We start from the raw sequence: 25941 nt of genomic DNA, 5'->3' as shown, positions 1-25941 counted from the left end.
TATATAAAATGGCTTAATATAGGGGAAGAATTGATTCTTCCCTTTTTATTTTTAATTTTCTTGGAAGAAAATAGCAATTTTTATCTTAACTAGTTGTATAGACAAGTTGAAGCTTTTAAGTTAATATTGAAAGCGTAATCATTATAATAATTTTCGGAGGGAAAATAATATGCTTAGTTTCTTACAACGCATTGGTAAAGCATTAATGCTTCCAATCGCTGTCCTTCCAGCTGCAGGACTTTTACTGCGCTTTGGACAACCTGATCTACTAGACATTCCGTTTATGGCGGCTGCTGGTAATGCAATTTTCTCTAATCTTCCGTTAATCTTTGCGATCGGTGTTGCAATCGGTATTTCAAAGGATGGAAATGGAGCCGCTGGTCTCGCAGGTGCAATCGGTTACTTCGTACTAACTGCGGGAACAACTACAATAAATAAAGATATTAATATGGCTGCCCTTGGTGGTATTATAACTGGGGTTGTAGCTGGTCTTCTTTACAACCGATTCAGTGGTATTAAATTACCTGAATGGTTAGGTTTCTTTAGTGGACGACGCTTCGTTCCAATTATAACGTCTGCTGCTATGCTTTTATTAGCAGGAATATTTGGTTATGTATGGCCAACAATTCAAGATGCAATTAACTCAGTTGGTAACTGGATTATTGATATCGGTCCAATCGGAGCTGCAGTATTCGGTTTCTTAAACCGTATCTTAATCCCATTAGGATTACATCACGTTTTAAATACAATTTTCTGGTTCAACTTAGGTGACTTTACTGATGCTGCTGGTAAATTAGTTCACGGTGACTTAAACAGATTCTTCGCTGGTGACAAATCTGCTGGTGCATTCATGACTGGTTTCTTCCCAATTATGATGTTTGGTCTTCCAGCTGCTGCATTCGCAATGATCGCTGCTGCAAAACCAGAAAGACGTAAAACTGTTGCAGGTATGTTTATTGGTCTAGCTTTAACATCTTTCTTAACAGGTATTACAGAACCAATCGAATTTGCATTCATGTTCATTGCTCCAGTACTATATACATTCCATGCAATCTTAACTGGTTTATCAATGGGTATCGTAAATGCTTTAGGAATTAAAGATGGCTTTACATTCTCAGCTGGTTTCATGGACTACATTCTGAACTATAATATTGCAACAAAACCTATTCTGTTAATCCTAATCGGTTTAATCTTTGGTGTAATTTACTTTGTAGTGTTCTACTTCGCAATTAAGAAATTTAACATTAAAACACCAGGTCGTGAAGACGAAGAAGTTGAAACTGATGAAGTAACAACTGAAATTGGTGATTCATTATACCTACAAGCTTTAGGTGGAAAAGAAAACTTAACAAATATTGATAACTGTACAACTCGTTTACGCTTACAAGTAAAAGATGCTTCAAAAGTAAATGAAGCACTTCTTAAAAAAGCAGGTGCTCGTGGAGTTATTAAATTAGACGATAAAAACGTACAAGTAGTTGTAGGTACAAACGTAGAGTTTGTTGCTGAAGACTTGAAGAAAGAAGTTAAATAATTGAAATTAAAAGCTTGTCCTTATGGGCAAGCTTTTTTCTTGCTTTACTTTGCTCATTAAAGGATTTATGAGTCGGTGAAAAAGCTAAAAACTGAAGGATACATACCCATAAGAGGGTCATGAGGAACTTTATATGCTTAAACATGAATTTTAGTTCCTCATAATGGGTTCATGAGGACCTAAATTAGCTATATCATGAACTAAACTTACTCATAAACGGTTCATGAAGATCTAAATTAGCTAAATCATAAATTATACTTACTCATAAGCGGTTCATGAGGAACTAAATTAGCTAAATCATGAATTATACTTACTCATAAGTAGTTCATGAGTTACTAAATAAGCTATTACCTGAATCTTCCCCCTAATAAAAAGTTCAAGCGTAGTGAAAAAAAAAGATCCAAATACCTTTATAATATTGAAGTAAATATTACATTAAATGAATTTTTCTTTAATAAAATAAACAAAGAGATTTAATTTACATAAAGTAGGGGGTTAGAATGGAAAGAACATATTTTATTACTGGATTTCCTGGATTTATTTCAAAGGAATTACTCATCAAAATTCTTGATAATGAAATGTCTTTTCAAAAAATTTATTTACTCATTCTTCCTAATACTGAAAAACAATGCCGAGACTTTTTAATTACATTAGATCAAAAATATCCAGATTACACTCTTTTAAAAATAGAACTTTTAAGTGGTGATATCACCCAGAAAAACTTTGGACTCAGCCTAAAAAATCTTAATGTACTTATTAATAAGGTAACGGACTTATTTCATTTGGCTGCAATTTACGACCTTGCAGTTCCTAAAAAAGTTGCATATGAAGTAAATGTGAAAGGAACAATAAACGTAAATGAATTTGCGCTTAAACTGAAATCTTTGAAGCGTTACACCTATTTTAGTACTAGCTATGTCTCTGGAACTCGTGAAGGAAGAATTTATGAACATGAGTTAGAAATGGGACAAACATTTAAAAACTTTTATGAAGAAACGAAGTATTATGCTGAAATAGAAGTTGAGAAACTAAAAACCCAACTGCCAATCACCATCATAAGACCTGGAATTGTAGTTGGTCATTCAGAAACTGGTGAGACAAGTAAATTTGATGGACCATATTTCATTTTAAATTTCTTCACAAAACTTCGCTATTTACCTATACCACGAATTGGTAAAGACAATGCTTATTGCAATTTCATTCCCATCGACTACCTAATTAATGCTGTTTACTATTTGAGTCATGCAGAAATCGGTGTTAACAAAACTTATCAAATTACAGATCCCTCTCCTTACCCTGTACAGGATGTTTATAAAGACTTTCTTTCCTATTATTTAAACAAAACTACAATAGGAATTATTCCAATTAAATTTATTAGTCCTCTCCTTTCCATTCCATTCATCAGACGATTACTTAAAGTTGAAAAAGAAGTTTTATCTTATTTTAATTGTAAATCCGAATATGATTGTATTAATACTTTAACTGATCTACAAAACACAAATATTAAATGTCCGGACTTCAAAGAAATCCTCCCTGTTATTACAAATTATTATAAAGTGCATAAGTCTGTAATAGAGAAGCATGTATTAATTAAGTAACACTGTTATGTAATTTCGTTCCTATATATATGAAGGAAAAGTTTAAAGGACACTAACCTAATTTAGTTTAGTGTCCTCATGCTGTTGAATAATAATCTTGTCAATTTAGTATCAAATTTTCGTAAAGGAGTAGAGTGATGTTGATTTCCACTACGGGATGCTCGCTTTCCATGGGGCGAGATTCTTTAGCCTCCTCGGCGAGCCTGCGGGGTCTTTAGCCTTCCCGCTTATCCCATAGGAGTCGAGCCCCCTTCCATTCCAATCAACTTATTCATAAAAAAAGTATGAAATAAAATCCTAATCAAATAGCCTTTACTTTGAGTATCCTAACAGTTGTTATTAATCAGTTTGTAGGTCAATTAATATCGAACATTAATTAATAAACTACTCATATTAATAGATAGATTATCTAAAAAATGATAATTTCATCATTAATAAATGTTCATTTAATGTCCGTTTTCTCTATTGATCATTTTATATTTCAACACTCGAAAGGACACTAATCTAATAGTGTCCTTTTAATAATAGCTCTATGTAATTTTAGTTTTCTTTTCTTCTATTATTAATGATTTTTTTCATTTACCATTTTAAAAACGCCAAGTATGTGCAAGAAACCTCTTTATATGGTCTAATCCATTTTCTTTCCAATATCGGGTAGCTTAGCTTATATTCCAAGGATATTTGTTGAAATTGTTGATGTTTTACATTCTTTTATTCCTTCCTCAAAGGATCTTGCCTATAAAAACCGTATGGAGCTTGCCTAGTATCATCAATAAATAATTTCAAATTATTCACCCTCAATACGTTCATTACAGAATGATTACAATCGTAACTGGATAACAACAAAACTGGATTTTTCTTCCTGTAATATAACGGAGAAATATGACGTTTTCTTAACTTCAAACTTTTTTAATGGAAATTTTAAGCAAAAATTTACGTTACTTATTTAATATTATTCTAGTAAAATAGTTGTAATAACAACGATTTTTTTATTTCTGTACTAAAACAGTACTACCAAAAAAATCCTCAAATTTTGCTCCCCATTATTTCCCATAATTATGTCATGCGTTTTCATGCTAAAGTATTACTTGTACAGCGAGACAATAACCAAACAAATGGAGGAATAAGACATGAAAAAAGTAATCTCATTATCAACATTGGCTGCTACTCTACTAGTGGGTGCTCCTGTAACTGCAGTTCACGCGGATACAATTAATAAGGATACAAAAGCATATACTCAAAAAGTTGATTTAAATAATGTATTATTTAGCTACTTTAATCTACCAAGCTTAAACACTACTAACGGTAAAATAGATTTATCTAAATTTGGTATTGATATGACTAAGCTTCAAGATTCAATTAAACAACAATTAGAAGCTCAACTAAAACAAGGTAATAGTTCAAATACAACTACAAAACCAACAGTACCAACGACGCCAGCTACACCGGCTAAACCATCAACACCTTCAACACCAACAACAAAACCGACGGTACCAACTACACCATCTAAACCAACAACGCCGACAACACCAACTAAACCATCAACACCGTCAACAGAAACACCATCAAATTCAGCATCATTATCAGCTTATGAATCAAAAGTAGTTGATTTAACAAATGCTGAACGTACAAAAGCTGGTTTAAAACCATTTACTGTTAATGCAACATTATCTAAAACAGCACGTTTAAAATCACAAGATATGACTGACAAAAATTACTTTGATCACACTTCACCGACTTATGGATCACCATTTGATATGATGAAACAATTCGGAATCACTTATAGCTATGCAGCAGAAAACATTGCTAAAGGTCAAAAAACACCTGAAGAAGTAGTTACTGCTTGGATGAACAGTGCTGGTCACCGTGCAAATATCTTAAATCCTAACTTAACTCAAATTGGTGTTGGTTATGACTCAAGATCAAATGCTTGGACTCAACAATTTATCGGTAAATAATAAATAAAATTGTATAAAGCTGTATGATAAGTAGTCCGTTTTTGCGGACTACTTTTTTTATTATGTGAAAATAACTTTGATGTATTCAAACATTATTTGACTGATCCTCGTACTAACCTTCTTCGCAAACTTTCCATTAAAGAAGAATCAATTACTTCTATTGCAGAGTTATTTTTTCGAACACCAGAACCAAAATGTATTTCTTCTACTTTCGAAAATTCAATGAAGTCTGCTACATTTTCAATGGATAATCCGCTTCCTGCTAAAATTTTTATATTCGAATTATTTGTCAATTCGATCATATTTTTTATTGTTTCTTTTCCATCAATAGCACTAGCAACACCGCCAGATGTTAATACATGCGTAATCTCAGGGTACTGTTTTAATGTATTAATAGCTGTTAGAAGATTATTTGATTCATCTATTGCTCTATGAAACGTAAAGTTCATATCTTTTACTCGAGCCGTTACTTTTTTTAAAAGATCTTCATCAATTGTATTCTCTGTAGTCAATGCACCAAAAACGATACCTGCTGCTCCGAGCTCTTTACAAACATCAATATCACTTAAGATTACTTCTTGGTCATATTGATCATATAAAAAAGAACGACTATGTGGACGAATCATTACATGTACTGGAATTGAAACACTTTGAACAACATGTTTAATTGTCGCGTAACTTGGTGTCAAGCCACCCTCTTTTATTCCAGTTACTAATTCGATTCGATTTGCCCCAAACCTTTCTGCATCTAATGCATCTTTTACATTTGTGGCAATGACTTCTAATAACATTTCATTCATCTCACTTTTCGTTAAGTATTTGTTTTATGTCCGACGGGAATGGGATATGAATCGAAACATTTTCTTTCGTAAAAGGATGCGTAAATTGTACATTACTGGCGTGTAATCCTTGACGATTCAATAATTTTTGTTTCCCACCATATAATAAATCTCCAATTAATGGATGACCTAAAAAACTTAAATGAACTCGAATTTGATGTGTACGACCAGTATCTAACTGACATTCTAATAATGTTACATTCAAGTTTGATATGTATCTTATTTTTTTATAATGTGTAATTGCATGATCGCCTTTTGGTGAAACCCTTCTTCTTGTAGGATGATGTCGATCTCTTCCAATCGCTTCATTTATTGTACCTTTTGATGAATTCACATTCCCTTCAACTATAGCTGTATAAGTACGTTTTATTTTACGTTGACTTAACATCGAATCCAGAATTGCACTACTTAATGCATGTTTAGCAAATACGACTCCACCAGTAGTGTCTTTATCGAGGCGATGTATATGGCGTACTTTTGTTTTTAATCCATTTTCTTGAAAATGAAATGCTACCCCATTTGCTAATGTATTTAACTGTCCTTTTTCATTCGGATGTGTGTCAACTCCAAACGGTTTATTAGCAATTAATAAATGTTCATCTTCGTAACAGATTTCTATAGATTGTTCTTGTGGAATTACACCATAATCTTCCTCTATGAACAATAGCATTTCAACTTGATCGCCACTTAAAAGTATCGTATTCCAAGGTTTAGCTTCTCCGTTTATCTTAAACCCTTTTGCCGTCCTTAATTCATGTAGCAATTTCTTAGGAAACTGCCATATATTTTTTAAATACGATTCTACTGTTTGATTTTTATGTTCTTCACCTATTTTTACCTTGAACCATGGACTTTGTTGCTTTAATTCCATTTTTAATCACCACTTTCAATATGACTATTATATCAAAATAATTAGCCAAAAAAGAAGCACCTGTTTAGGTGCTCCTTCTTTAATCTATTTTAATTCATTAACATCCTTTGAATGCATTCAGATAAACTTCTTCTAATTCTTTTACTAGAGGTAGTTTTGGATTAGCAGTAGTACATTGATCTTCAAAAGCACGATCAGCTAAATATGAAACTTTTTCTATAAATTCTTTTTCAGTAACTCCTTGTGCTTCGATACTCATATTTATATTTAATTCCTTAGCTAACTTAATAACTGCTGCAATTAAACTTTCAACACCCTCCTCAGTTGTTGAGGCAGGTAGGCCTAGGAAACGAGCAATTTCAGCATATCGTTCATCTGCAATGAAATGCTTATATTTAGGGAAAGCTGTAAATTTAGTTGGTTTTTTAGCATTATATCTTATTACATGTGGCATTAAAATCGCATTTGCTCTGCCATGAGGGATATGGAATTCCGCTCCAATTTTATGCGCTAAGCTATGGTTAATTCCTAAGAACGCATTTGCAAATGCCATACCTGCGATTGCCGATGCATTATGCATTTTTTCACGTGCCTCAAAATCGTTCCCATTTTCATAAGCTTTAGGCAAATATTTAAATACTAATTTAATAGCTTGTAATGCTAATCCATCTGTATAATCATTTGCTAATACACTGACATAAGCCTCAATTGCATGTGTTAATACATCCATTCCTGTATCTGCTGTAATGCTTTTAGGAACAGTTGATACGAATTGAGCGTCAATAATTGCTACATCTGGCGTTAATTCATAATCAGCTAATGGATATTTAATGTTATTAGCTTTATCAGTAATTACAGCAAATGGTGTGACCTCTGAACCAGTACCTGAAGTCGTTGGAATTGCTACAAACTGAGCTTTACGACCTAATTTAGGGTATTTATAAGCTCTTTTTCGAATATCTAGGAATTTTTGTTTAGGTCCATCCAGAGTAGTTTCTGGGTATTCAAAAAACATCCACATACCCTTGGCTGCATCCATAGCAGATCCACCACCGAAAGCAATAATTGTATCCGGTTCAAATGATAACATTCTATCTGCACCCTTCATTACAGTAACATCTGAAGGATCTGGTTCTACATCTGAAAAGATTTCAATCTGAATATTCTCTTGTCTTTTCTCTAAATAATATTTTATCACGTCAACATAACCTAATTTAACCATTGCTTCGTCTGTTACAATAAATGCTCTTTTAATATTAGGCATTTTTTCTAAATATTGAGTTGAATATTTTTCAAAATAAATTTTTGGTGGTAGTTTGACCCATTGCATATTCATATTTCTTCTTCCCAATTTTTTAATATTTAATAAATGAACAGTTGTTACGTTAGTCGATACAGAATTCTTACCGTGCGATCCACAGCCTAATGTTAAAGAAGGAATAAATGCGTTATATAAATCCCCAATTCCACCATGAGCTGAAGGAGCATTTGCAATTACTCGACATGCTTTCATTCTTAGTCCAAACTCTTTTTGAATTTCTTCATTATTACTATGAATAACTGCAGAATGTCCTAATCCTCCAAGCTCTAACATTTCTTCACAACGTTTAAATCCTTCTTCTTTACCATTTACTTTAATTGCAGCTAAAACTGGACTTAGTTTTTCTCTTGTTAAAGGTTCATTCGCACCCACGCTATCACATTCAACGATAAGAATTTTTGTATCTACTGGTACATTTACTCCAGCTAATGCTGCTATTTCATATGCAGATTTACCAACAATGTCACCATTTACAGCACATGTAGCTTCATTTATGACAAGCTTTTCTAATTTCTTTTTATCTGCTTTTGTAGCAAAATAACAATTATTTGATATTAACTCTGCTTTCACTTCGTCATAAACTTCTTTATCTACAATAACTGCTTGTTCAGATGCACAAATCATTCCATTATCAAATGTTTTTGAAAGAATAAGATCATTTACCGCACACTTTATTTCAGCAGATTTCTCGATATAGCATGGTACATTACCAGGTCCAACACCTAAAGCAGGTTTTCCTGTACTATAAGCCGATTTAACCATTCCAGCACCACCTGTTGCTAAAACAAGTGCTACTCCTTCATGATTCATTAAACACTTTGTTGCTTCAATAGATGGGACTTCAATCCATTGTACACAGTTTTCAGGTGCTCCAGCTTTTATTGCCGCATCACGAACGATTCTTGCTGCTTCTCTACTACATTTTTGTGCGGAAGGATGAAAAGCGAAAATAATTGGGTTTCTTGTTTTAATCGCAATGATTGCTTTAAATAATGTTGTTGACGTTGGATTAGTTGTTGGAGTTACACCTGCAATTACCCCAACAGGTTCGGCAATTTCTGTTATTCCTGTTTGTTGATCTTCACTTATGATTCCAACCGTTTTATTATCTTTTATTGAATTCCATATATATTCTGTAGCAAATATATTTTTAATAATTTTATCCTCATAGATTCCACGCCCTGTTTCCTCAACTGCCATTTTTGCAAGTGGCATATGTTGATCTAAACCAGCTAGAACCATCGAATGTACAATTTCATTGATTTGATCTTGATTGTATCTTTCAAATTCCTTTAATGCTTTTTGTCCTTTTAAAACTAATTCATTTACCATTTCAGAAGCGATAGATATTTCATTTACAGTTTTCTCTTGAACAGCCATTTGGCTCTCCTCCTCTGATGTTGGATTTAATCATCCTATTTAAGGTTCATTAAGTCCCATTTATCATTTATATTTGTGAAATGTTTCACAATTTCGTTTACAAATATACTATATATCGTTTTTATTGAAAATGCTATGTCTATTTTGTGAAATGTTTCACATTTTTTTCAACAAAACATGTTTACTAACAACTTATTCCTTCCTTACTTCTAACATTTTGTAGATTTTTGTTAATTCTTTTCTTTTTTCAAATATTTTTGCATATGATAAAATTAAGAATAAGTTCTCAAGGAACTTATTTTTCACCTGTTAGATTTTTCTAACTAAACTGGAACAAAGGACGTGTAACCATGATTGCTCGAAGGAGCATTTGGCAACGTAAAGACTTATCCTACACTTAGCGGTTTTTATTTAGAGAACCAAAAGAACTCTAAAATAAAACTGAAGGTAGGCGAAACTATGGTTGACAGGCGATTATGTTATTTCTTCAATGATATATAGCTTTGTAGTTAGAAAGATAAAAAACTAACTACGAGCTCTATATGTACGTAGTTAGTTTATAGCTGTACTTTTTAACTACTAACTACGAAAAGAGGAAATAACGATGAGTAACAATCGTTTGGGTGAGACCTTAATGATTTTAATTGGTTCATTTATTTTAGCCACTACACTGTATCATTTTCATTATCAAAATAATTTAGCTGAAGGTGGATTTATTGGTATTGCTTTATTAGTAAAAAACGCATTAAATATATCACCTTCAATTACAACTTTGCTACTCGATATTCCAATTATCTTGATTGCTGGATTGTATTTAGGTAGAAAGTTATTAATCAATACTACCATCGGAGCCATTTCATTTTCTGCTTTTTATTCTATAATTGAAAAAACATCCGATATTACATTTAACTTTGGAAATCATCTTTGGATACCCGCTATTTTAGGTGGAATTTTCGCTGGACTTGGTTTAGGGTTAATTCTAAGAAGTGGCGGTGCAACTGGTGGAGATGATTTAATAACAATTATAATGAGCAAAAAATCTAAAATATCGATCGGTAAAGTATACTTTATTTTTGACTCTGTGATTCTTCTTTGTTCACTAACCTATCTATCATGGAATGAAGTAGGATATACAATTCTTTCAGTCGCAATCTGCGCGAAAGTAACTGAATTTGTCTATGAAAGTAAATTTCAAAAAAAATCTGTTACAATTAAATCTAATGAAAAAAGATTACATGCTTAATGCATGTAATCTTTTTTGGATTCCGAAAAATCCGTGAGCTCATTTAGAACATTTTCGGCAGCTAAATCATATAAACAATCTTTAAAAAGTATTGCTAGTCTTCGATAATCATTATATTTATCTAATAGCTCGTCCACGGATGAAGCTTCACCCATGTTTGTTATCTTTACTTCTTCTTGCTTTTTAGCAAACTTAATTGTAAATGTACCTAGTTTTTCAAACATTGAACCGTAGAATTCATCAAAGTTTGATACGCTTACTAATTCTTCTTCTTCAGCGTCAACTTGAAGACCGTCAAATTCTCGTAAGAGTTCGTAAATAATGCTGCTGTACTCATCATTTAAATAAATACTTTTTTCGATCCTGTACCCGATCACTCGATAGAAATGACCATCGTTCTTCACAAATTGAACAGTATCATTTATTTTAAACTTAAAATACTTAAACATTGAACTTCACCCCTACCAATGTCTCTTTTATCATACTATTTACAAAACACTATAGATACTATACAGCCAAAACTTGACAAATTTAAAAATATTGCTTAAATTCCCTTCATTCTTGTAAATGATTTAGAATATTGGTAACCTATACGTACAATACCCACTTTATATACAACATTAATTCATAATTTAGGAGGCGGATTCTGCCTTGTTAACCGAAAACGACAAACTTCTTCTAGATGATTTAACAAGTTTAATGATTCGAGTTCGAAAAAACTGGCAAAAAACTGATGAGGAAGTAAAAAACTCCTTAACTCCACCAAAATATTTGCTTTTATATTTAATATATAAAAATCAAAAAATTACTGCTTCTGAACTTGGAAGACAAATTGGATTATCTTCAGGTTCGATTACAACCGCTGTCAATAAATTGGTTAATAATCATTTAATTTCTCGAAAAAGGGATAGCCGTGATCGAAGAGTTACATGGCTTGAATTAACAGATGAAGGAAAACGTTTGATTGAAGAAATCTTCAATTTCCGTCAAGAATTGTGGCTAACTTTATTCGAAAACCTATCCTATAGTGAAAGAGACCAATTTCGATTTTTATTAAACAAATTAATCTCAAACTAAAAAGGTTATCTCGTAGGAGATAACCTTAGTGTGTAGACAAAGTACAAAAAATTTGAGTTTCAGACTGTCTGAAATGATTACTTGCCAGTTTTCAATTCTGTCCAATACTTATCATATAGTTCTGTTTGGTCCCCAACGTCCTTAATCCAGTTGGTTGCATCAGTTTGTTCTTTTGTTACATTAATATACGGATTTTGTTTATACTCCGCCGAATGATATGGCCCTGATTTACTATTTGGATCAGCATAGCCAATCGCCTCATAATTTTGTGCACTTACTTTTGGATCATATATATAGTTTATAAACTTTTCAGCAAGATCTTTTTGTTTTGCATCTTTTGGTATTGCCAAAGTATCTGCCCATCTTGAAGATCCTTCTTTTGGTACAACCCATTTAACATCTTTAAGTTCTTTTTGAATATAAGCAGCATCTCCGGACCATACTTGACCAATCCAAGCATCTTCGGTAATAAACTTTTGTTTTACCGTATCTGTATCGAATGCTAATAAGTTAGGTGTTAATGTTTTTAAATTGTTATAAGCTTTTAGCAATTCGTCTTCATTTGTTGAACTATTTGAATAGCCATTTTTAATTAATCCCATTCCAAATACTTCTCTATTGTCATCAAGTAAAGTAACATGGCCTTTGTATTTTGGATTCCATAGATCATTCCAGCTATCTATATTCTCTTTTACATATTTTGGATTATAGGCAATCCCTGTTAATCCCCCAGTATAAACAACTGAGTAGTCACCTTTTGGATCAAACTCTTGATTTGTATATTGAGGTGAAATATTATTTAAATTTGGCATCTTACTTCTATCTAATTTAGCCAACATATTTTGATGAATCATTAGTTTAACCATATAATCTGAAGGCTGGATTACATCATAATTCGAGCCACCAGCTTTTAGTTTTGCATACAACTCTTCATTACTTGCAAAAACTTGATAATTAATTTTAACATCATATTTCTTTTCAAATGATTCTAAAACTTTCTCGTCAAAATTATCTGCCCAGCTATAAATATTTAATTCTTTTTTTCCAACTGAACAGGCAGATAAAAGTAAACTTACTAAGCCTAAAGAAACCATTATTGCAGCAGTTTTTCTAAATATACTCATAATGCCTACTGACTACCTCCTTAAATTTTGGCACATAAATCCAATATGCCTTGGTTGATTTCTAATCCAGAAGCCCCGTTTTTTAGTGAAACTAGACCTAAAAAAGGTCACTAGAAAACACTTTTACTTTAGACGATATAGGATTTTTTCTCTGATTCTTCTTGATTGTTAATACCTTTTGTACGATAAACCTCAGAAATTACCATTAAGAATATAATTGTAACAATTAAAATCGTCGAAATTGCATTTATTTCAGGAGTTACACCTTTTTTAACCATTCCATAAATATAAATTGGCAATGTTGTTGAACTCGGTCCTGAAACAAAAAAGCTTATTACAAAATCATCAATACTTAATGTAAAACATAAAAGTGCTGAAGCAATAATTCCAGGCATTAGCGCTGGTAAAGTTACAAATCTAAACGTCTGCCATGGTGTAGCACCTAGATCACTTGCAGCATCTTCTAAATCAGTTGACATTCCTGAAAGTCTAGCTGCTAAAAGAATAATTACATATGATATACAAAAAGTGACATGGGCAATAATAATTGTGATACTACCTAATTCAATATGAAAATTAGTAAATAGTATTAGTAATGAAAGTCCCATTAGTATATCTGGAACGACAATTGGTAAGTAAACTAGCCCACTAATAAGATTTGAAAATTTATATTTATGCTTATGTAAGGCAAGTGCACAAATAGTACCAAGAATTGTTGAAAGGATTGTTGTTACAATTGCAATATATAAACTATTCATAAAGGCATCAATAACTTGCGGGTTATGAAATAAATTTAAGTACCAGTCAAACGTAAACCCAGTCCACTGTGCATTAATCTTTGATTTATTAAATGAAAAAAGGATTAAAATCAAGATTGGTAAATATAAGCAAATCAAGATAATTGTTGAAAATCCAATAAGTATAGGTTTTTTCATTTATTTTTCACCTCTACTTTTATCAGCACCAATATTTTTTGTAGCTAAATAGTAAAGTCCTATTAAACCGATTGAAGTAAGGACTAAGAATATTGAAAGTGCGGAACCAAATGGCCAGTTCCTTGCTGCTAAGAATTGATTTTGAATGACATTTCCGATTAAAGCAACTTTTGATCCACCCATTACATCCGAAACGACAAACATTCCAAATGAAGCAACAAAAACTAAAATACTACCTGCAAAAATCCCCTTCATCGTCAATGGAAGAGTTACATATATAAAGGTTTGAAATGGAGTAGCTCCTAAATCGTTAGCGGCATCCAATTTTCTGTTATCCAATTGTTCAATGGCAACAAAGATCGGTAACACCATAAATGGTAATAATGTATAGACCATTCCCATTATGACTGATGGCGTATTATACAGTAGTTGCAACGGTTCTTTTATAATCCCAAGTTGGATTAATAATGTGTTAATAATCCCTTTTGAACGAAGGATAACAATTAAAGCATAAGATCTTACTAAGAAATTTATCCAAAAAGGGATTGTGATTAATAAAAGTAAGATCCTCTGCCATTTTTCATTTACAACTGTAGCTGTATATGCATAAGGATATCCAATCAAAAGAGTAATTATTGTAGTTACTAAAGCAATCCAAAAAGTTGTCCATAAAACTTTTAAATAAAGTGGGTCAACAACTTTTACAATATTTTCTAGTGTAAATGTTTTTTCTATTTCACCGTACATTCCATTTTTCATAAATGCAAAACCAAAAATTAATAATAAAGGTACTAGAAAAAAAACTAATAACCAGATAATCGTAGGTGCAATTATGTATTTTTCATTTCTCAATACATAATCACCTCATCTTCCGACTTCCAACTAATCTCAACTTTATCATTTCTATTAAAACTTGTTTGGTCTGGCATTTGATAGACAATGATCGTTTGTTCATGTTTATGTAAATCAATAAAGATTTTATTTAGAGTACCAACAAATTCTACATCTCTTATTATGCCTGAATAAGTATTTTTTTCATTTGTAGCATGAGAAACTTTAATATTTTCTGGTCTAACAGCAATTTCTTTTACACCTTTATCAAATAAATTATTTTCACCAATAAATGTAGCAACAAATTTGCTTGCTGGATTTTGATAAATTTCTTTCGGTGTTCCGATTTGTTCGATTTTCCCATTATTCATAACGACAATTCGATCACTCATACTCATCGCTTCTTCTTGATCATGGGTTACATAGATAAAAGTAATACCTAATTCGCGTTGAAGATTTTTTAGTTCTCTTTGTAAATCTTTACGAAGCTTAAAATCAAGTGCTCCTAATGGTTCATCTAATAATAAGACTTTTGGATTGTTCACTATTGCACGAGCAATTGCAACCCTTTGCTGTTGTCCACCGGATAACTGACTAGGTTTACGATTTCTAAATTCAGTTAATTGAGTTAATCTCATCGCTTCGTCAGCACGGATCTTTTGCTCTTCTAACGAAATACCTTTCATTTTTAATCCAAATTGAATATTTCTTTCAACATTCATATGAGGAAATAATGCATAGTGTTGGAACACTAAGTTCATATCCCTTTTATATGGAGGTAAACTATTAATCGCTTCTCCATTTAGTTTGATCACACCTGATGATGGTTCTTCAAAACCAGCAATCATTCTTAAAAGTGTCGTTTTCCCACAACCACTTGGTCCTAAAATTGTTAAGAATTCTCCAGAATAAATTTCTAATGAAAGTGGAGAAATCACATTATTTTCACTAAATTTTTTCTCGATTTGTTCAATTTCAATTATATTTTTCATTTTCGCGTCCCATCTATATTATTATTTTATTATTATGTAAAAATGAATAAATTATTTTTAACATATAAAAAGCCCCTTTTGTCAAGGAGCTAAGAAACTAAGTTACAATTAACCTTTATTTTAACAATTTACGAATAAACCGTAAAGCGTTTTTTGTTGTATGATATCTGATTTTCAAGTCAATTTTAGTTGTTTGTAAAAGGACACTTTTTTCATGTGTAAAAGCAGCAAAACTGTACTCCCCATGATAATTTCCTGAACCACTTTCTCCTACCCCACCGAAAGGTAAATTAGGATTCGCCATATGATAAAGAGTATCGTTTACACATCCACCACCAAATGGAACTCTCTCAATTACTTCATTAGCTATCTGTTTACTTTCTGTAAAGACATATAGTGCTAATGGCTTAGGGTGTTGATTAATTTCATTTATTACCTCATCTATATTTTCATAGGTAAGGATTGGTAAAATTGGACCGAATATTTCTTCAGACATTATTGGTGAATCCCAAGATAGTCCAGAAATTAAAGTCGGTTCGATTTTATGAGATAATTGATCAAATTCCCCACCATGTAGGATTTCACCATTATTCAAAAAGCCAACCAAACGATTAAAATGGCGATCACTAATGATCTTTGTATAATCATTATTTAACAAAGGTTTATTACTATAAAACTGAACAATTTCATTCTTTAATGCATCAATAAAATCCATTTTTACTGATTTGTGGACATAAATATAATCTGGCGCAATACAAGTTTGTCCTGCATTCGTAAATTTCCCCCAAACAATTCTTTTCGCAGCTAGTTGGATATTCGAATCGACATGTACAATTGTGGGGCTTTTCCCACCTAATTCAAGTATTAATGGCGTTAAATTTTTACTTGCTGCTTCCATCACAATTTTTCCAACTTGAACACTGCCAGTAAAAAAGATGAAATCAAACTTTTGTTGTAATAGTATCTTGCTCTCTTCAATTCCACCATTAATTACCGCGATATATTCTTTATCAAAATTCTCATTAATTATTTTATTAATAATGATTGATGTATTTGGCGTTAATTCCGATGGTTTAATAATAGCAGTATTTCCACCAATTATTGCACCAATTAATGGAGCCATCGTTAATTGAAATGGGTAATTCCAAGGTGAGATAATTAATGTTACTCCATACGGTTCTCTGTAAATATATCCTTTTGTACCAATATGCGTAAGCGGAGTTTTAACTTTTTTAGGCTTCATCCATTTTTTAATCTGTTTAATTGCTTCCGAAATTTCTTTTAAAGTAAATCCTATTTCAGTCATATAGGCTTCAAAATCTGACTTATTTAAATCCTTTTTTAAGGCTATTTTTATTTCATCCTCGTTCTCTACGATTGATTTATATAATTTTCTTAATTGTTCAATTCGAAAATTTGAAGTTTTAGTTGAACCAGTCTGAAAAAATGCTTTTTGCTTAGTTACTAATTGTGTAATTTCAGATGCTTTATATGTACTTTCCAAAATCATCACATCCTTTTTTAGTCCAATAGTTTAAACGTATAATCTAATGCTAAATTAAAATCTCACATAAAGTCAATAATTCTGTGAATACTATTATTAATATTAACTAATGTAGGAATCGAAATATTAACTTTGTTAAGGAATTGTAAAGATATTGTAAATTTGTAAATTAATTAAACGTTTTTAATTGATTAATTTCAAAAACCAATTATTATTATTAACGTGGCCTTTACTTTTTTCGACATTTTTACATAGTTTCTGACATTTTAAAATTAACTGACAAATGTGAAGGTGATAATAAATTATATGTTTTAGTTGGAGGAATCATAATGTTTTTTGGACAAAAAAAGGATGTATTCTTTGAAAAGCTTTTAGGTATAGCTGAGAACTTGCACGTATCATCGAATTATTACGTTGATTTTAAAATAAAAAATGCAAGCGACTTAAAGAAGTTTCAAGAAGAAATGAAAGAATATGAAACAAAAGGTGATAAGTTTATTCACTCTTTAATCGTAGAATTAAACAAAACCTTTATTACTCCAATTGAGCGAGAAGATATTTTACAACTTGCAATGAAAATGGATGATGTATTAGATGGATTTGAACATTGTTCAGCTCGATTTGAAATGTATTCAATCACATCTGCTGATGAATACATGGTAAAATTCGTTGATATTCTTCAAAAAGCTGTTGAAGAAATTTTACTTGCAGTTAAATTACTTTCCAATAAAAAATTATTAGAAATCCGCGTTCATGCAATCAAAATTAAGGATTACGAATCTCAATGTGATGAATTATTACGTACTTCAATTAAGCAATTATTTATGAATGAAAAAGATCCTATTAAAATTATTCAGTATAAAGAAATCTACGAAGGTTTAGAATCTGTAGCTGATAGTGCACAGGATGTAGCAAACACTCTTGAGCAAATTATCATGCGAAATGCGTAAGGAGTCATAAAATGGAGCATTTATTTTTACTTACGATATTAATCGTGATTTTTGCATTTTTGTTTGATTTTATTAATGGATTTCATGATACTGCTAATGCAATTGCAACGTCCGTTTCAACAAAGGCTTTGAAACCACGTACAGCTATTTTAATAGCAGCTGTAATGAATTTCATTGGTGCAATCACATTTACAGGAGTTGCCAAAACGATTACAACTGGTATCGTTGATCCGATTACAATTGAAGGTTCAAGCGGACTAGTTGTCGTGATTGCTGCTTTATTAGGTGGTATCTTTTGGAACTTATTAACTTGGTATTTCGGTATTCCAAGTAGTTCTTCTCATGCAATCATTGGTGCAATTGCTGGTGCCGCTGTCTCAGCAAAAGGATTTGACGTTTTAGAGGCGGACGGTTTTATTAAAATTATCGAAGCTTTATTAATTTCCCCTGTCATTGCAATTACGCTTGGTTTTATCGTTATGACAATTTTAGGAACTATTTTTAGACGTTCTAACCTAGCTAAAACTAATAAAGGCTTTAGACTAGTTCAAATTTTCACTGCTTCTTTACAGTCATTTACTCACGGTACAAATGATGCACAAAAAGCAATGGGAATTATCATGATCGCTTTAATTGCCGCTAAAATTGAACCAGCAGGTGCAGACGTTCCTTTATGGGTACGTATCGGTTGTGCTATGGCAATGGCTATTGGTACTTCAGTTGGTGGATGGAAAATTATTAAAACTGTTGGTGGTAAAATCATGAAAATTCGCCCGATTAATGGTGCAGCAGCTGACTTATCTTCAGCAGCTATTATTTTCACATTTACTGCTTTACATTTACCAGTAAGTACAACTCACGTAATTTCATCTTCTATTATGGGGGTAGGTTCTGCTCAACGTGTTAAAGATGTAAACTGGGGTACTGCTCAACGTATGGTAATTACTTGGATTATTACAATCCCAATTTCAGCAACAGTAGCTGCAATTTTCTATCAAATTCTAAAATTAATCTTACTTTAATGATAAAAAGGCGAAACGTAAAAAATACGATTCGCCTTTTTTATTTACATATATTCTCTTTTCCTTTTTGGTTTTGTAATAAAAAATATTAACAGCAAAAGTAAAATTACCGATCCTGCAATGATAAAGGAATTCATAGAAAGGATTGTCGGACGGTCATACGATTTAGAAGCTAATAACTCAGAACTGAAAAGTTTTTCATTATTGGCCCATACTTCAACTGTCCCAATTTTTTGATTTTTAGAAATCCCATTTTTCTTGTATGATTTATCAATTGCAGTTAAGGGTTTTAATTTAATATCGTAATTTGTATTCGCACCTAATGCAGTCAAAAAAGATAAATCGTTCGGTATTTTTGTTTGAATTAAATCATCTCTTATTTTTAATTCCCTCTGCCAATCACTTTGTTTTATCAGCGTTTTTTTATGGATTCTTGAAAATGAATAGGAATCTAATAACTTAATATCTTGTAGATATTGCGGTTTTGATGAACGTAATAAAATATTTATAATCATTTGGCCGTCTTTTTTATCTATTTCAATTAAAGTATTCCTAGCAGAATCAGTATATCCAGTTTTCCCTGCATAAAAGTAAGGATTTTTGAACATTTTTCCACGATTAAAAATATATACATTCTTTTGCTTAGATGTATTAATATGAGCATCTTTTGTACCCATTGCTTTAATGATTAATGGGTATTTTAAAGCTTCCTTTGTAATTAAAGCTAAATCATGTGCAGTTGTATAATGATTTACATTGTGAAGACCATTTGGATTCATGAAATTTGTGTGATTTGCACCAATCTTTTTAGCTTTTTCATTCATCATTTTTACGAAGTTGTCCATGTTTCCGCCAACTCTTTCACCAATTGCATATGCTAAATCATTGGCACTTAAAATCATCATTGTTTTTAATGCTGTATTTCGCTCTAAAACTTCTCCTTCAGAAAAAAGGATTTGAGAATTACTTTTTTCTTCTTGGATACTTCTTTTTGTCATTTGAATTTTATCATTCTCTTTTAAATGATCCATCATAACCATTGCGGTCATTATTTTAGTTGTGCTAGCTGGGAAATCAACTTTATTTGCGTTCTTACTATAAATTACTTCCCCACTATCAGCCAATATTGAAATTGCTTTATCACTAAATAGCTTTATTTCTTCTGCGTGTACAGTTTTTTGAATAAAGAAGCTACTTATTAAGCTAATACATAGACATAATTTTATAATATAATTAAAAGTAGATTTCATGAACACTAAATCTCCTTTGAACTTTTTTCATTTAGTTATTTCGTACAGGTTACATAACTCAAATTTAAATAACGCTACTCTACAAAAGAGGAGTGGTTTGAAAAAACAATAATGCACCTATTATAACCTTTTCATACTAATGTCTCAACTTACTTAATTTAACAGTAGTTTTCACTTAAAATAAAATATATCGGTTATTTCCCGGAAAATCGACAGATCTATTACTTTAATTTATCAATATATTTTAATCCCTCCCTTTTGCTTAAAGATGATAAATTAGTTTGTTTGATAAATAATTCAACCTCTTTAGGATTGAGATAGGAATATTCTCTTAACGCCCAACCTATTGCTTTTTGAATAAAAAATTCTTTGCTTTCTTTGAGTAGACGGCAATAATGAAATAAACGCTCTTGATCAGTTTTCTCCTTAAACTTCATTTGAAATAATAACGCTGCTCTATTCAGCCACATATTATCCGAGCATATCCACCTATTAGCATACTCATCAATCAATTCTGGATAAATTAAAAAATGATAACTAATCAATCGTCCAGCAATTGTATCAACTGTATCCCACCAAGACTTTTCGACTACTAGTTGTTCATATAATTTAATCCTTTCGAGCTCTGCTTTTTTATATTGGCGGTCTAAACATGCTAATGCAATATATTGAAATTCTCTTTCCTCTAAGCTCCATATATCGATTATTGTTTCTAAATTTGGTGGTTCACCATTACTCATTCGAAACTGTCTCAACAGTGCATTTCGTTCTGGTGCTTTAATCCCTAAAAATGTAAATCTATTTTTCATATACGCTTCCATTGTGGGCCGATTTATATCATTTTTATGTTCTTTAAAAAATCTCATTAACTCTGTTGAATAGCTGTCCATTCTACACTCCCTATCAATTACAATCATGATCTTCTTTATTATTAAATTCACTTGGCATAGCTACTTATTATTTCTTCTATTATAAATGAGCATAAAGATTAATGAAAAGTGTATAAGGCAAAATTGTGTAAATTTTCCGAAGATTAGTTTATGATAGATAGGTCAATAAGAAAGGAGGATATTATGCAACCAGCAGTTAATACAAAGGTTATTAATCAGTCAACTATGTATCAAATTTTATTTGCAATCAGTTTAGGCCATTTATTAAATGATTCTATGCAAGCAGTTGTACCAGCCATATTTCCAATTTTAGAAAAGACAATGAATTTAACTTATACAGAAATTGGATTCATAGCCTTTGCGCTAAATATGACTTCCTCTGTAATGCAACCCGTATTTGGGATTTTTTCCGATCGAAAGCCGTCACCATTTCTCCTACCTATTGGGATGGCATCCAGTTTATTAGGAATGCTTTGCTTAGCATTTGCTCCTAATTTATTTATTGTATTATTATCAGTTCTATTAATTGGTATAGGTTCTGCCATCTTTCATCCAGAGGGCTCTAAAGTAGCCTTTTTAGCATCTGGTTCAAAAAGAGGACTCTCGCAAGCTATCTACCAGGTAGGCGGAAATACAGGGAACTCACTGGCTCCAATCTTTACAGCACTAATTTTCGTACCGCTAGGACAAAAAGGTGCTGCATGGTTTACGATTCTAGCTGCCATTGGAATTTGTGTATTAATTTACGTATCCACATGGTATCGAAAAAAACTGAAAGAAAACCCGTTTAAATTAAAAGGTAAAGGCCAGTCTTCGGGTGAAAATATCAAAATTACATCAGCTGTAAAATTTGCTATTATCCTGCTAGTATTTATTACATTTGCACGTTCGTGGTACTCAGCAGGTATAGGAAATTATTATCAGTTTTACTTAATTAAAAGTTATGGTTTATCGATTAAAAGTACACAATTATATTTATTTATCTTTATGATTGCAGGCGTTATAGGTACTTTCATAGGTGGAACACTAGCTGATCGCTTCGGAAAACGGAATATGATCTTATTTTCATTAGTTGGTACATTTCCATTAGCATTATTATTACCTCATATCTCATTACTGGCAGTTATTCCGATATTATTTTTAATTGGGATCATTAGTTCCAGTTCTTTTAGTGTAATTGTTGTTTACGCTCAAGAACTCGTTCCTGGAAAAGTTGGTTTAGTAAGTGGATTAATAGTTGGCTTAGCATTTGGAATGGGTGCTTTAGGAGCAGTATTATTAGGTGTAATTGCCGATGCAACTAGCCTAAAATTCGTAATGAATTTATGTAGCTTCTTACCACTATTAGGTTTAGTAGCTTTTATGCTGCCAAATGATCGTAAAAAATCAACTTAAGTATGATAGTATTTTCGTAAAAGTTCTTTTAAATCTTAATTTACAACCTAAAATGGCTGTTAAAAAAAGAATTTGTAATTTAATTGTTGGATTAATCATTGATAAGTAAGTTGTATCATATTGATTTCCACTACAGTGTGCTCGCTTTCCATGGGGCGAGACCTGAGCCTCCTCGGCGGTGCCTGCGGGGTCTCAGCCTTCCCGCTTCTCCCATAGGAGTCGAGCACCCTTTCGTTCCAATCAACTCTTAATAAAAAAGAATAATCATAGAAACAATAGAACAATCAATAGTACGATTGAATTACACTTTATTAATCAAATTGTAACTTATGAGGACGACTTACACATCTTTACAAATATTGAACGTCAAAAAAAGATATATTATTTATTATGAAAATAAATATATTGAATTATTTCAGGTTAGTTAAAACATTTATCTATCAACCAATATCACTTGTTTAACAATAAGATGACAGAGACAACAATAATAAATAAATACTTTTTTCATAGAAATTCATAATGTTTGTATTTTCCAATAATGACTTCAATATATTTCAACACTCTGAAAAAGGATGTTTATAAGGCAGCCTTTTGTATGTAGACAAACAAAGCTTTAATTTTCAGACTGAATGCCAGCAACAATCCATCCTTTAGTTATTCAGCATTTATATTTTCATTTCATTATTTAAATTCCAAGTCACCACTAATACCCTGGCTCTTACGTTACATACTTCTCTGCTAAGTCTCTTGGGATTTGCTCCCTATATTCTGCTGGTACAAATGAAAAATCCTCCCTGATAGTTCAGGAAGGATTTTTCTTTAAATTATATTTAAGTTTAGTTTTTTCATAATCTATGTTTTCTCATGCAAGATCGAAGCGATCTGCATTCATGACTTTAACCCATGCAGCGATAAAGTCACGCACAAACTTCTCTTTGTTATCGTCTTGAGCATACACTTCTACTATCGCGCGTAGCACTGAATTTGAACCGAACACTAAATCAACACTAGTTGCAGTACGTACTTTCTCACCTGACTTACGATCACGTCCTTCAAATACGTCTCCGTCTACAGGTGTCCATGCAATTCCCATGTCTAGCAAGTTTACAAAGAAGTCATTAGTAAGTGTGCCAACTCGATCAGTAAACACTCCGTGCTGTGTGCCATTATAGTTTGTACCTAGTACGCGCATGCCGCCTATAAGTGCAGTCATTTCTGGTGCAGTAAGGCCTAATAGTTGTGCCTTATCTACTAATAGCTCTGCTGAATTTACACTATACTGTTTCTTTTGATAGTTTCGGAAACCATCAGCGATAGGCTCTAGCACTGCAAAGCTTTCTATATCTGTTTGCTTTTGTATAGCATCTCCACGTCCTGGAGTAAAAGGAACTTTCACATCAAAACCAGCATCTTGTGCAGCTTTTTCTACTGCGGCACTACCACCAAGTACAATCAAGTCGGCCATGCTGACTTTCTTATGTAGATGGTTTTGAATACTCTCTAGTACATTCAGTACTTTTGCAAGTTGGTCAGGTTGATTTACTTCCCAATTCTTCTGTGGAGTTAGGCGGATTCGAGCTCCATTAGCACCGCCACGCATATCTGAGCCACGGAAAGTACTTGCTGAAGCCCAAGCAGTATTTACTAACTCGCTAATAGTAAGTCCTGTGTCAAGGATCATTAATTTGATCTTTTCAACCTCTGCATCAGTTATTTCATATTCACAAGCAAGTATAGGATCTTGCCATATTAGAACTTCTTCTGGGACTTCTGGACCTAGATATCTTGAACGGGGACCCATATCTCTGTGCGTTAGTTTAAACCATGCACGAGCAAATGCATCAGCAAAATCTTCTGGATTTTCATGGAAACGACGAGATATCATTTCATAATCTGGATCAAAACGCAATGCCATATCAGCAGTAGTCATCATGGTAGGAACACGAACGGTCGGATCTTCTGCATCTGGAGCAAGATCCTTCTCCTCAGGATTTACAGCGAGCCATTGAAAGGCACCTGCTGGACTCTTAGTAAGCCACCATTGATATTTAAACAATAAGTCAAAGTAACCATTATCCCATTTTGTTGGGTTTGCAGTCCAGGCACCTTCAATACCACTAGTAATAGTGTCACTACCTTTACCAGAGCCATGAGTGCTTAGCCAGCCTAAGCCTTGAGAATGAATTGGCGCTGCTTCTGGTTCTGGACCAACGTGAGCAGCATCTCCTGCGCCATGTGCTTTACCAAAAGTATGTCCTCCGGCGATTAGTGCCACTGTTTCTTCATCATTCATTCCCATACGAGCAAAGGTTTCGCGTATGTCACGGCCACTTGCAATAGGATCTGGGTTACCGTTTGGTCCCTCTGGGTTAACATAGATAAGCCCCATTTGAACAGCAGCCAGTGGATTCACAAGGTCACGATCACCCGTGTAACGCTTATCCCCTAACCATTCCGTTTCATTACCCCAGTAGACGTCTTCTTCTGGATGCCAAACGTCTTCGCGACCTCCTCCAAAACCAAATGTTTTACCGCCCATTGATTCAATAGCAACATTACCTGTTAGTATAAATAAATCAGCCCAAGAAATCTTGTTACCATACTTTTGCTTTATTGGCCAAAGCAGTCGACGGGCTTTATCGAGATTTCCGTTATCAGGCCAACTATTTAGTGGAGCAAAACGCTGTGTACCTGTTCCTCCTCCACCACGGCCATCACCTGTACGATATGTACCTGCTGAGTGCCAAGCCATACGTATAAAGAATGGACCATAATGTCCATAATCAGCTGGCCACCAATCTTGACTGTCTGTCATAAGGGTGTGAAGATCCTGCTTAAGTGCTTGATAGTCTAACTTGTTAAATGCTTCTGCATAATTAAATTCTTCATCCATAGGGTTAGATTTTCTGTCATTCTGGTGTAGAATGTTCAAATTTAACTGGTTTGGCCACCAGTCTTTATTTACTGTACCACCTGATTTAGGAGTAGTAGTGCTACCGTGATTAAACGGGCACTTTGCAATGTTAGAATTGTCATTCGTTTCCATATTTGTTTTCCTCCTTAAAAGTAAATAAATACCCAAATAATTATGTATCTTGTATTACATTTCAAACAAGATATGATTAATTATTATGCAATCATTATATTAAACTATTACATATAATAATAGAAATAACGATCACAAATAAGATATTATTCATAACATTGTGAACAATTGATGACATTAT

General features: G+C 32.6%; 19 protein-coding genes and 1 pseudogene. 8 read left to right on the top strand and 12 right to left on the bottom strand.

Annotation, left to right across the window (positions count from 1 at the left end; translation table 11 throughout):
- The first annotated feature begins 169 nt into the window (after positions 1-169).
- The 3 genes from nagE (at position 170) to ACFVR2_RS09830 (ending at position 5090) form a co-directional block, all read left to right on the top strand.
- On the top strand, positions 170-1534 hold the full coding sequence (nagE, locus tag ACFVR2_RS09840) for an N-acetylglucosamine-specific PTS transporter subunit IIBC (RefSeq protein WP_387361223.1): 1365 nt from the start codon (positions 170-172) through the stop codon (positions 1532-1534).
- Between the two features lie 500 nt (positions 1535-2034).
- The gene (locus ACFVR2_RS09835) at positions 2035-3132 is read left to right on the top strand and encodes an SDR family oxidoreductase (protein ID WP_387361221.1); all 1098 of its coding nucleotides are present in this window, start codon (positions 2035-2037) and stop codon (positions 3130-3132) included.
- A gap of 1130 nt (positions 3133-4262) precedes the next feature.
- Positions 4263-5090 carry a CAP domain-containing protein gene (locus ACFVR2_RS09830; protein WP_387361219.1) on the top strand — a complete coding sequence of 276 codons (828 nt, stop codon included), beginning with the start codon at positions 4263-4265 and terminating at the stop codon, positions 5088-5090.
- Between the two features lie 92 nt (positions 5091-5182).
- Here ACFVR2_RS09830 and ACFVR2_RS09825 read toward each other — a convergent pair whose 3' ends face one another.
- The 3 genes from ACFVR2_RS09825 to adhE form a co-directional block, all read right to left on the bottom strand.
- Positions 5183-5881 carry a copper homeostasis protein CutC gene (locus ACFVR2_RS09825; protein WP_387361217.1) on the bottom strand — a complete coding sequence of 233 codons (699 nt, stop codon included), beginning with the start codon at positions 5879-5881 and terminating at the stop codon, positions 5183-5185.
- A 10-nt stretch (positions 5882-5891) separates the two neighbouring features.
- A complete protein-coding gene (locus ACFVR2_RS09820) occupies positions 5892-6800 on the bottom strand; it encodes an RluA family pseudouridine synthase (RefSeq protein ID WP_387361215.1) in 909 nt (302 codons plus the stop codon).
- A gap of 97 nt (positions 6801-6897) precedes the next feature.
- The gene (gene adhE / locus ACFVR2_RS09815; protein WP_387361213.1) at positions 6898-9501 is read right to left on the bottom strand and encodes a bifunctional acetaldehyde-CoA/alcohol dehydrogenase; all 2604 of its coding nucleotides are present in this window, start codon (positions 9499-9501) and stop codon (positions 6898-6900) included.
- Between the two features lie 634 nt (positions 9502-10135).
- Between adhE and ACFVR2_RS09810 the strand changes: the two genes are divergently transcribed.
- Positions 10136-10744: a YitT family protein gene (locus tag ACFVR2_RS09810; protein WP_387361745.1), complete on the top strand. Its 609-nt coding sequence runs from the start codon at positions 10136-10138 to the stop codon at positions 10742-10744.
- Positions 10745-10994: 250 nt separating this feature from the next.
- On the opposite strand, the pseudogene ACFVR2_RS09805 reads toward ACFVR2_RS09810, so the two are convergent.
- Positions 10995-11193: pseudogene (locus ACFVR2_RS09805) on the bottom strand (histidinol dehydrogenase); the annotation flags it as partial.
- A 202-nt stretch (positions 11194-11395) separates the two neighbouring features.
- Between ACFVR2_RS09805 and ACFVR2_RS09800 the strand changes: the two are divergent.
- On the top strand, positions 11396-11821 hold the full coding sequence (locus ACFVR2_RS09800) for a MarR family winged helix-turn-helix transcriptional regulator (RefSeq protein WP_387361211.1): 426 nt from the start codon (positions 11396-11398) through the stop codon (positions 11819-11821).
- A 77-nt stretch (positions 11822-11898) separates the two neighbouring features.
- Here the strand turns inward: ACFVR2_RS09800 and ACFVR2_RS09795 are convergent, their stop codons facing one another.
- The 5 genes from ACFVR2_RS09795 to ACFVR2_RS09775 all read right to left on the bottom strand — a co-directional run bounded on the left by ACFVR2_RS09795 (position 11899) and on the right by ACFVR2_RS09775 (position 17213).
- Entirely contained in the window at positions 11899-12945 is a 1047-nt protein-coding gene (locus ACFVR2_RS09795) for a polyamine ABC transporter substrate-binding protein (protein WP_387361209.1), read from the bottom strand.
- Between the two features lie 128 nt (positions 12946-13073).
- Positions 13074-13880 (bottom strand): ABC transporter permease, encoded by an 807-nt coding sequence (locus ACFVR2_RS09790; protein WP_387361207.1) that lies wholly within the window; start codon positions 13878-13880, stop codon positions 13074-13076.
- Positions 13881-14732, bottom strand: coding sequence for an ABC transporter permease (locus ACFVR2_RS09785; RefSeq protein WP_387361205.1), 852 nt, complete (start codon positions 14730-14732; stop codon positions 13881-13883).
- The gene (locus ACFVR2_RS09780; RefSeq protein ID WP_387361203.1) at positions 14729-15703 is read right to left on the bottom strand and encodes an ABC transporter ATP-binding protein; all 975 of its coding nucleotides are present in this window, start codon (positions 15701-15703) and stop codon (positions 14729-14731) included. Before ACFVR2_RS09780 ends, ACFVR2_RS09785 begins: the two co-directional genes overlap by 4 nt.
- A 115-nt stretch (positions 15704-15818) precedes the next feature.
- The gene (locus tag ACFVR2_RS09775) at positions 15819-17213 is read right to left on the bottom strand and encodes an aldehyde dehydrogenase (RefSeq protein WP_387361201.1); all 1395 of its coding nucleotides are present in this window, start codon (positions 17211-17213) and stop codon (positions 15819-15821) included.
- A 323-nt stretch (positions 17214-17536) separates the two neighbouring features.
- Between ACFVR2_RS09775 and ACFVR2_RS09770 the strand changes: the two genes are divergently transcribed.
- Together ACFVR2_RS09770 and ACFVR2_RS09765 are read left to right on the top strand one after the other, a co-directional pair.
- The gene (locus tag ACFVR2_RS09770) at positions 17537-18157 is read left to right on the top strand and encodes a DUF47 domain-containing protein (RefSeq protein WP_387361199.1); all 621 of its coding nucleotides are present in this window, start codon (positions 17537-17539) and stop codon (positions 18155-18157) included.
- Between the two features lie 11 nt (positions 18158-18168).
- Entirely contained in the window at positions 18169-19179 is a 1011-nt protein-coding gene (locus tag ACFVR2_RS09765; protein ID WP_387361197.1) for an inorganic phosphate transporter, read from the top strand.
- Between the two features lie 44 nt (positions 19180-19223).
- Here ACFVR2_RS09765 and ACFVR2_RS09760 read toward each other — a convergent pair whose 3' ends face one another.
- Both ACFVR2_RS09760 and ACFVR2_RS09755 read right to left on the bottom strand, forming a co-directional pair.
- Positions 19224-20429 (bottom strand): D-alanyl-D-alanine carboxypeptidase family protein, encoded by a 1206-nt coding sequence (locus ACFVR2_RS09760; protein WP_387361195.1) that lies wholly within the window; start codon positions 20427-20429, stop codon positions 19224-19226.
- Between the two features lie 221 nt (positions 20430-20650).
- Positions 20651-21319, bottom strand: coding sequence for a DNA alkylation repair protein (locus tag ACFVR2_RS09755; protein WP_387361193.1), 669 nt, complete (start codon positions 21317-21319; stop codon positions 20651-20653).
- A 183-nt stretch (positions 21320-21502) separates the two neighbouring features.
- Between ACFVR2_RS09755 and ACFVR2_RS09750 the strand changes: the two genes are divergently transcribed.
- Positions 21503-22714: an MFS transporter gene (locus ACFVR2_RS09750; protein WP_387361191.1), complete on the top strand. Its 1212-nt coding sequence runs from the start codon at positions 21503-21505 to the stop codon at positions 22712-22714.
- Positions 22715-23576: 862 nt separating this feature from the next.
- Here the strand turns inward: ACFVR2_RS09750 and katG are convergent.
- Positions 23577-25760, bottom strand: a complete 2184-nt coding sequence (gene katG / locus ACFVR2_RS09745; protein WP_387361189.1) for a catalase/peroxidase HPI — start codon at positions 25758-25760, stop codon at positions 23577-23579.
- Positions 25761-25941 lie beyond the last annotated feature (181 nt).

This window comes from Gottfriedia sp. NPDC057991 (genome assembly GCF_042886615.1).
GTDB lineage: Bacteria > Bacillota > Bacilli > Bacillales > Bacillaceae_G > Gottfriedia.
Note: the sequence above shows the minus strand (reverse complement) of the source record. Positions and strands in the feature narration are given on the sequence as shown.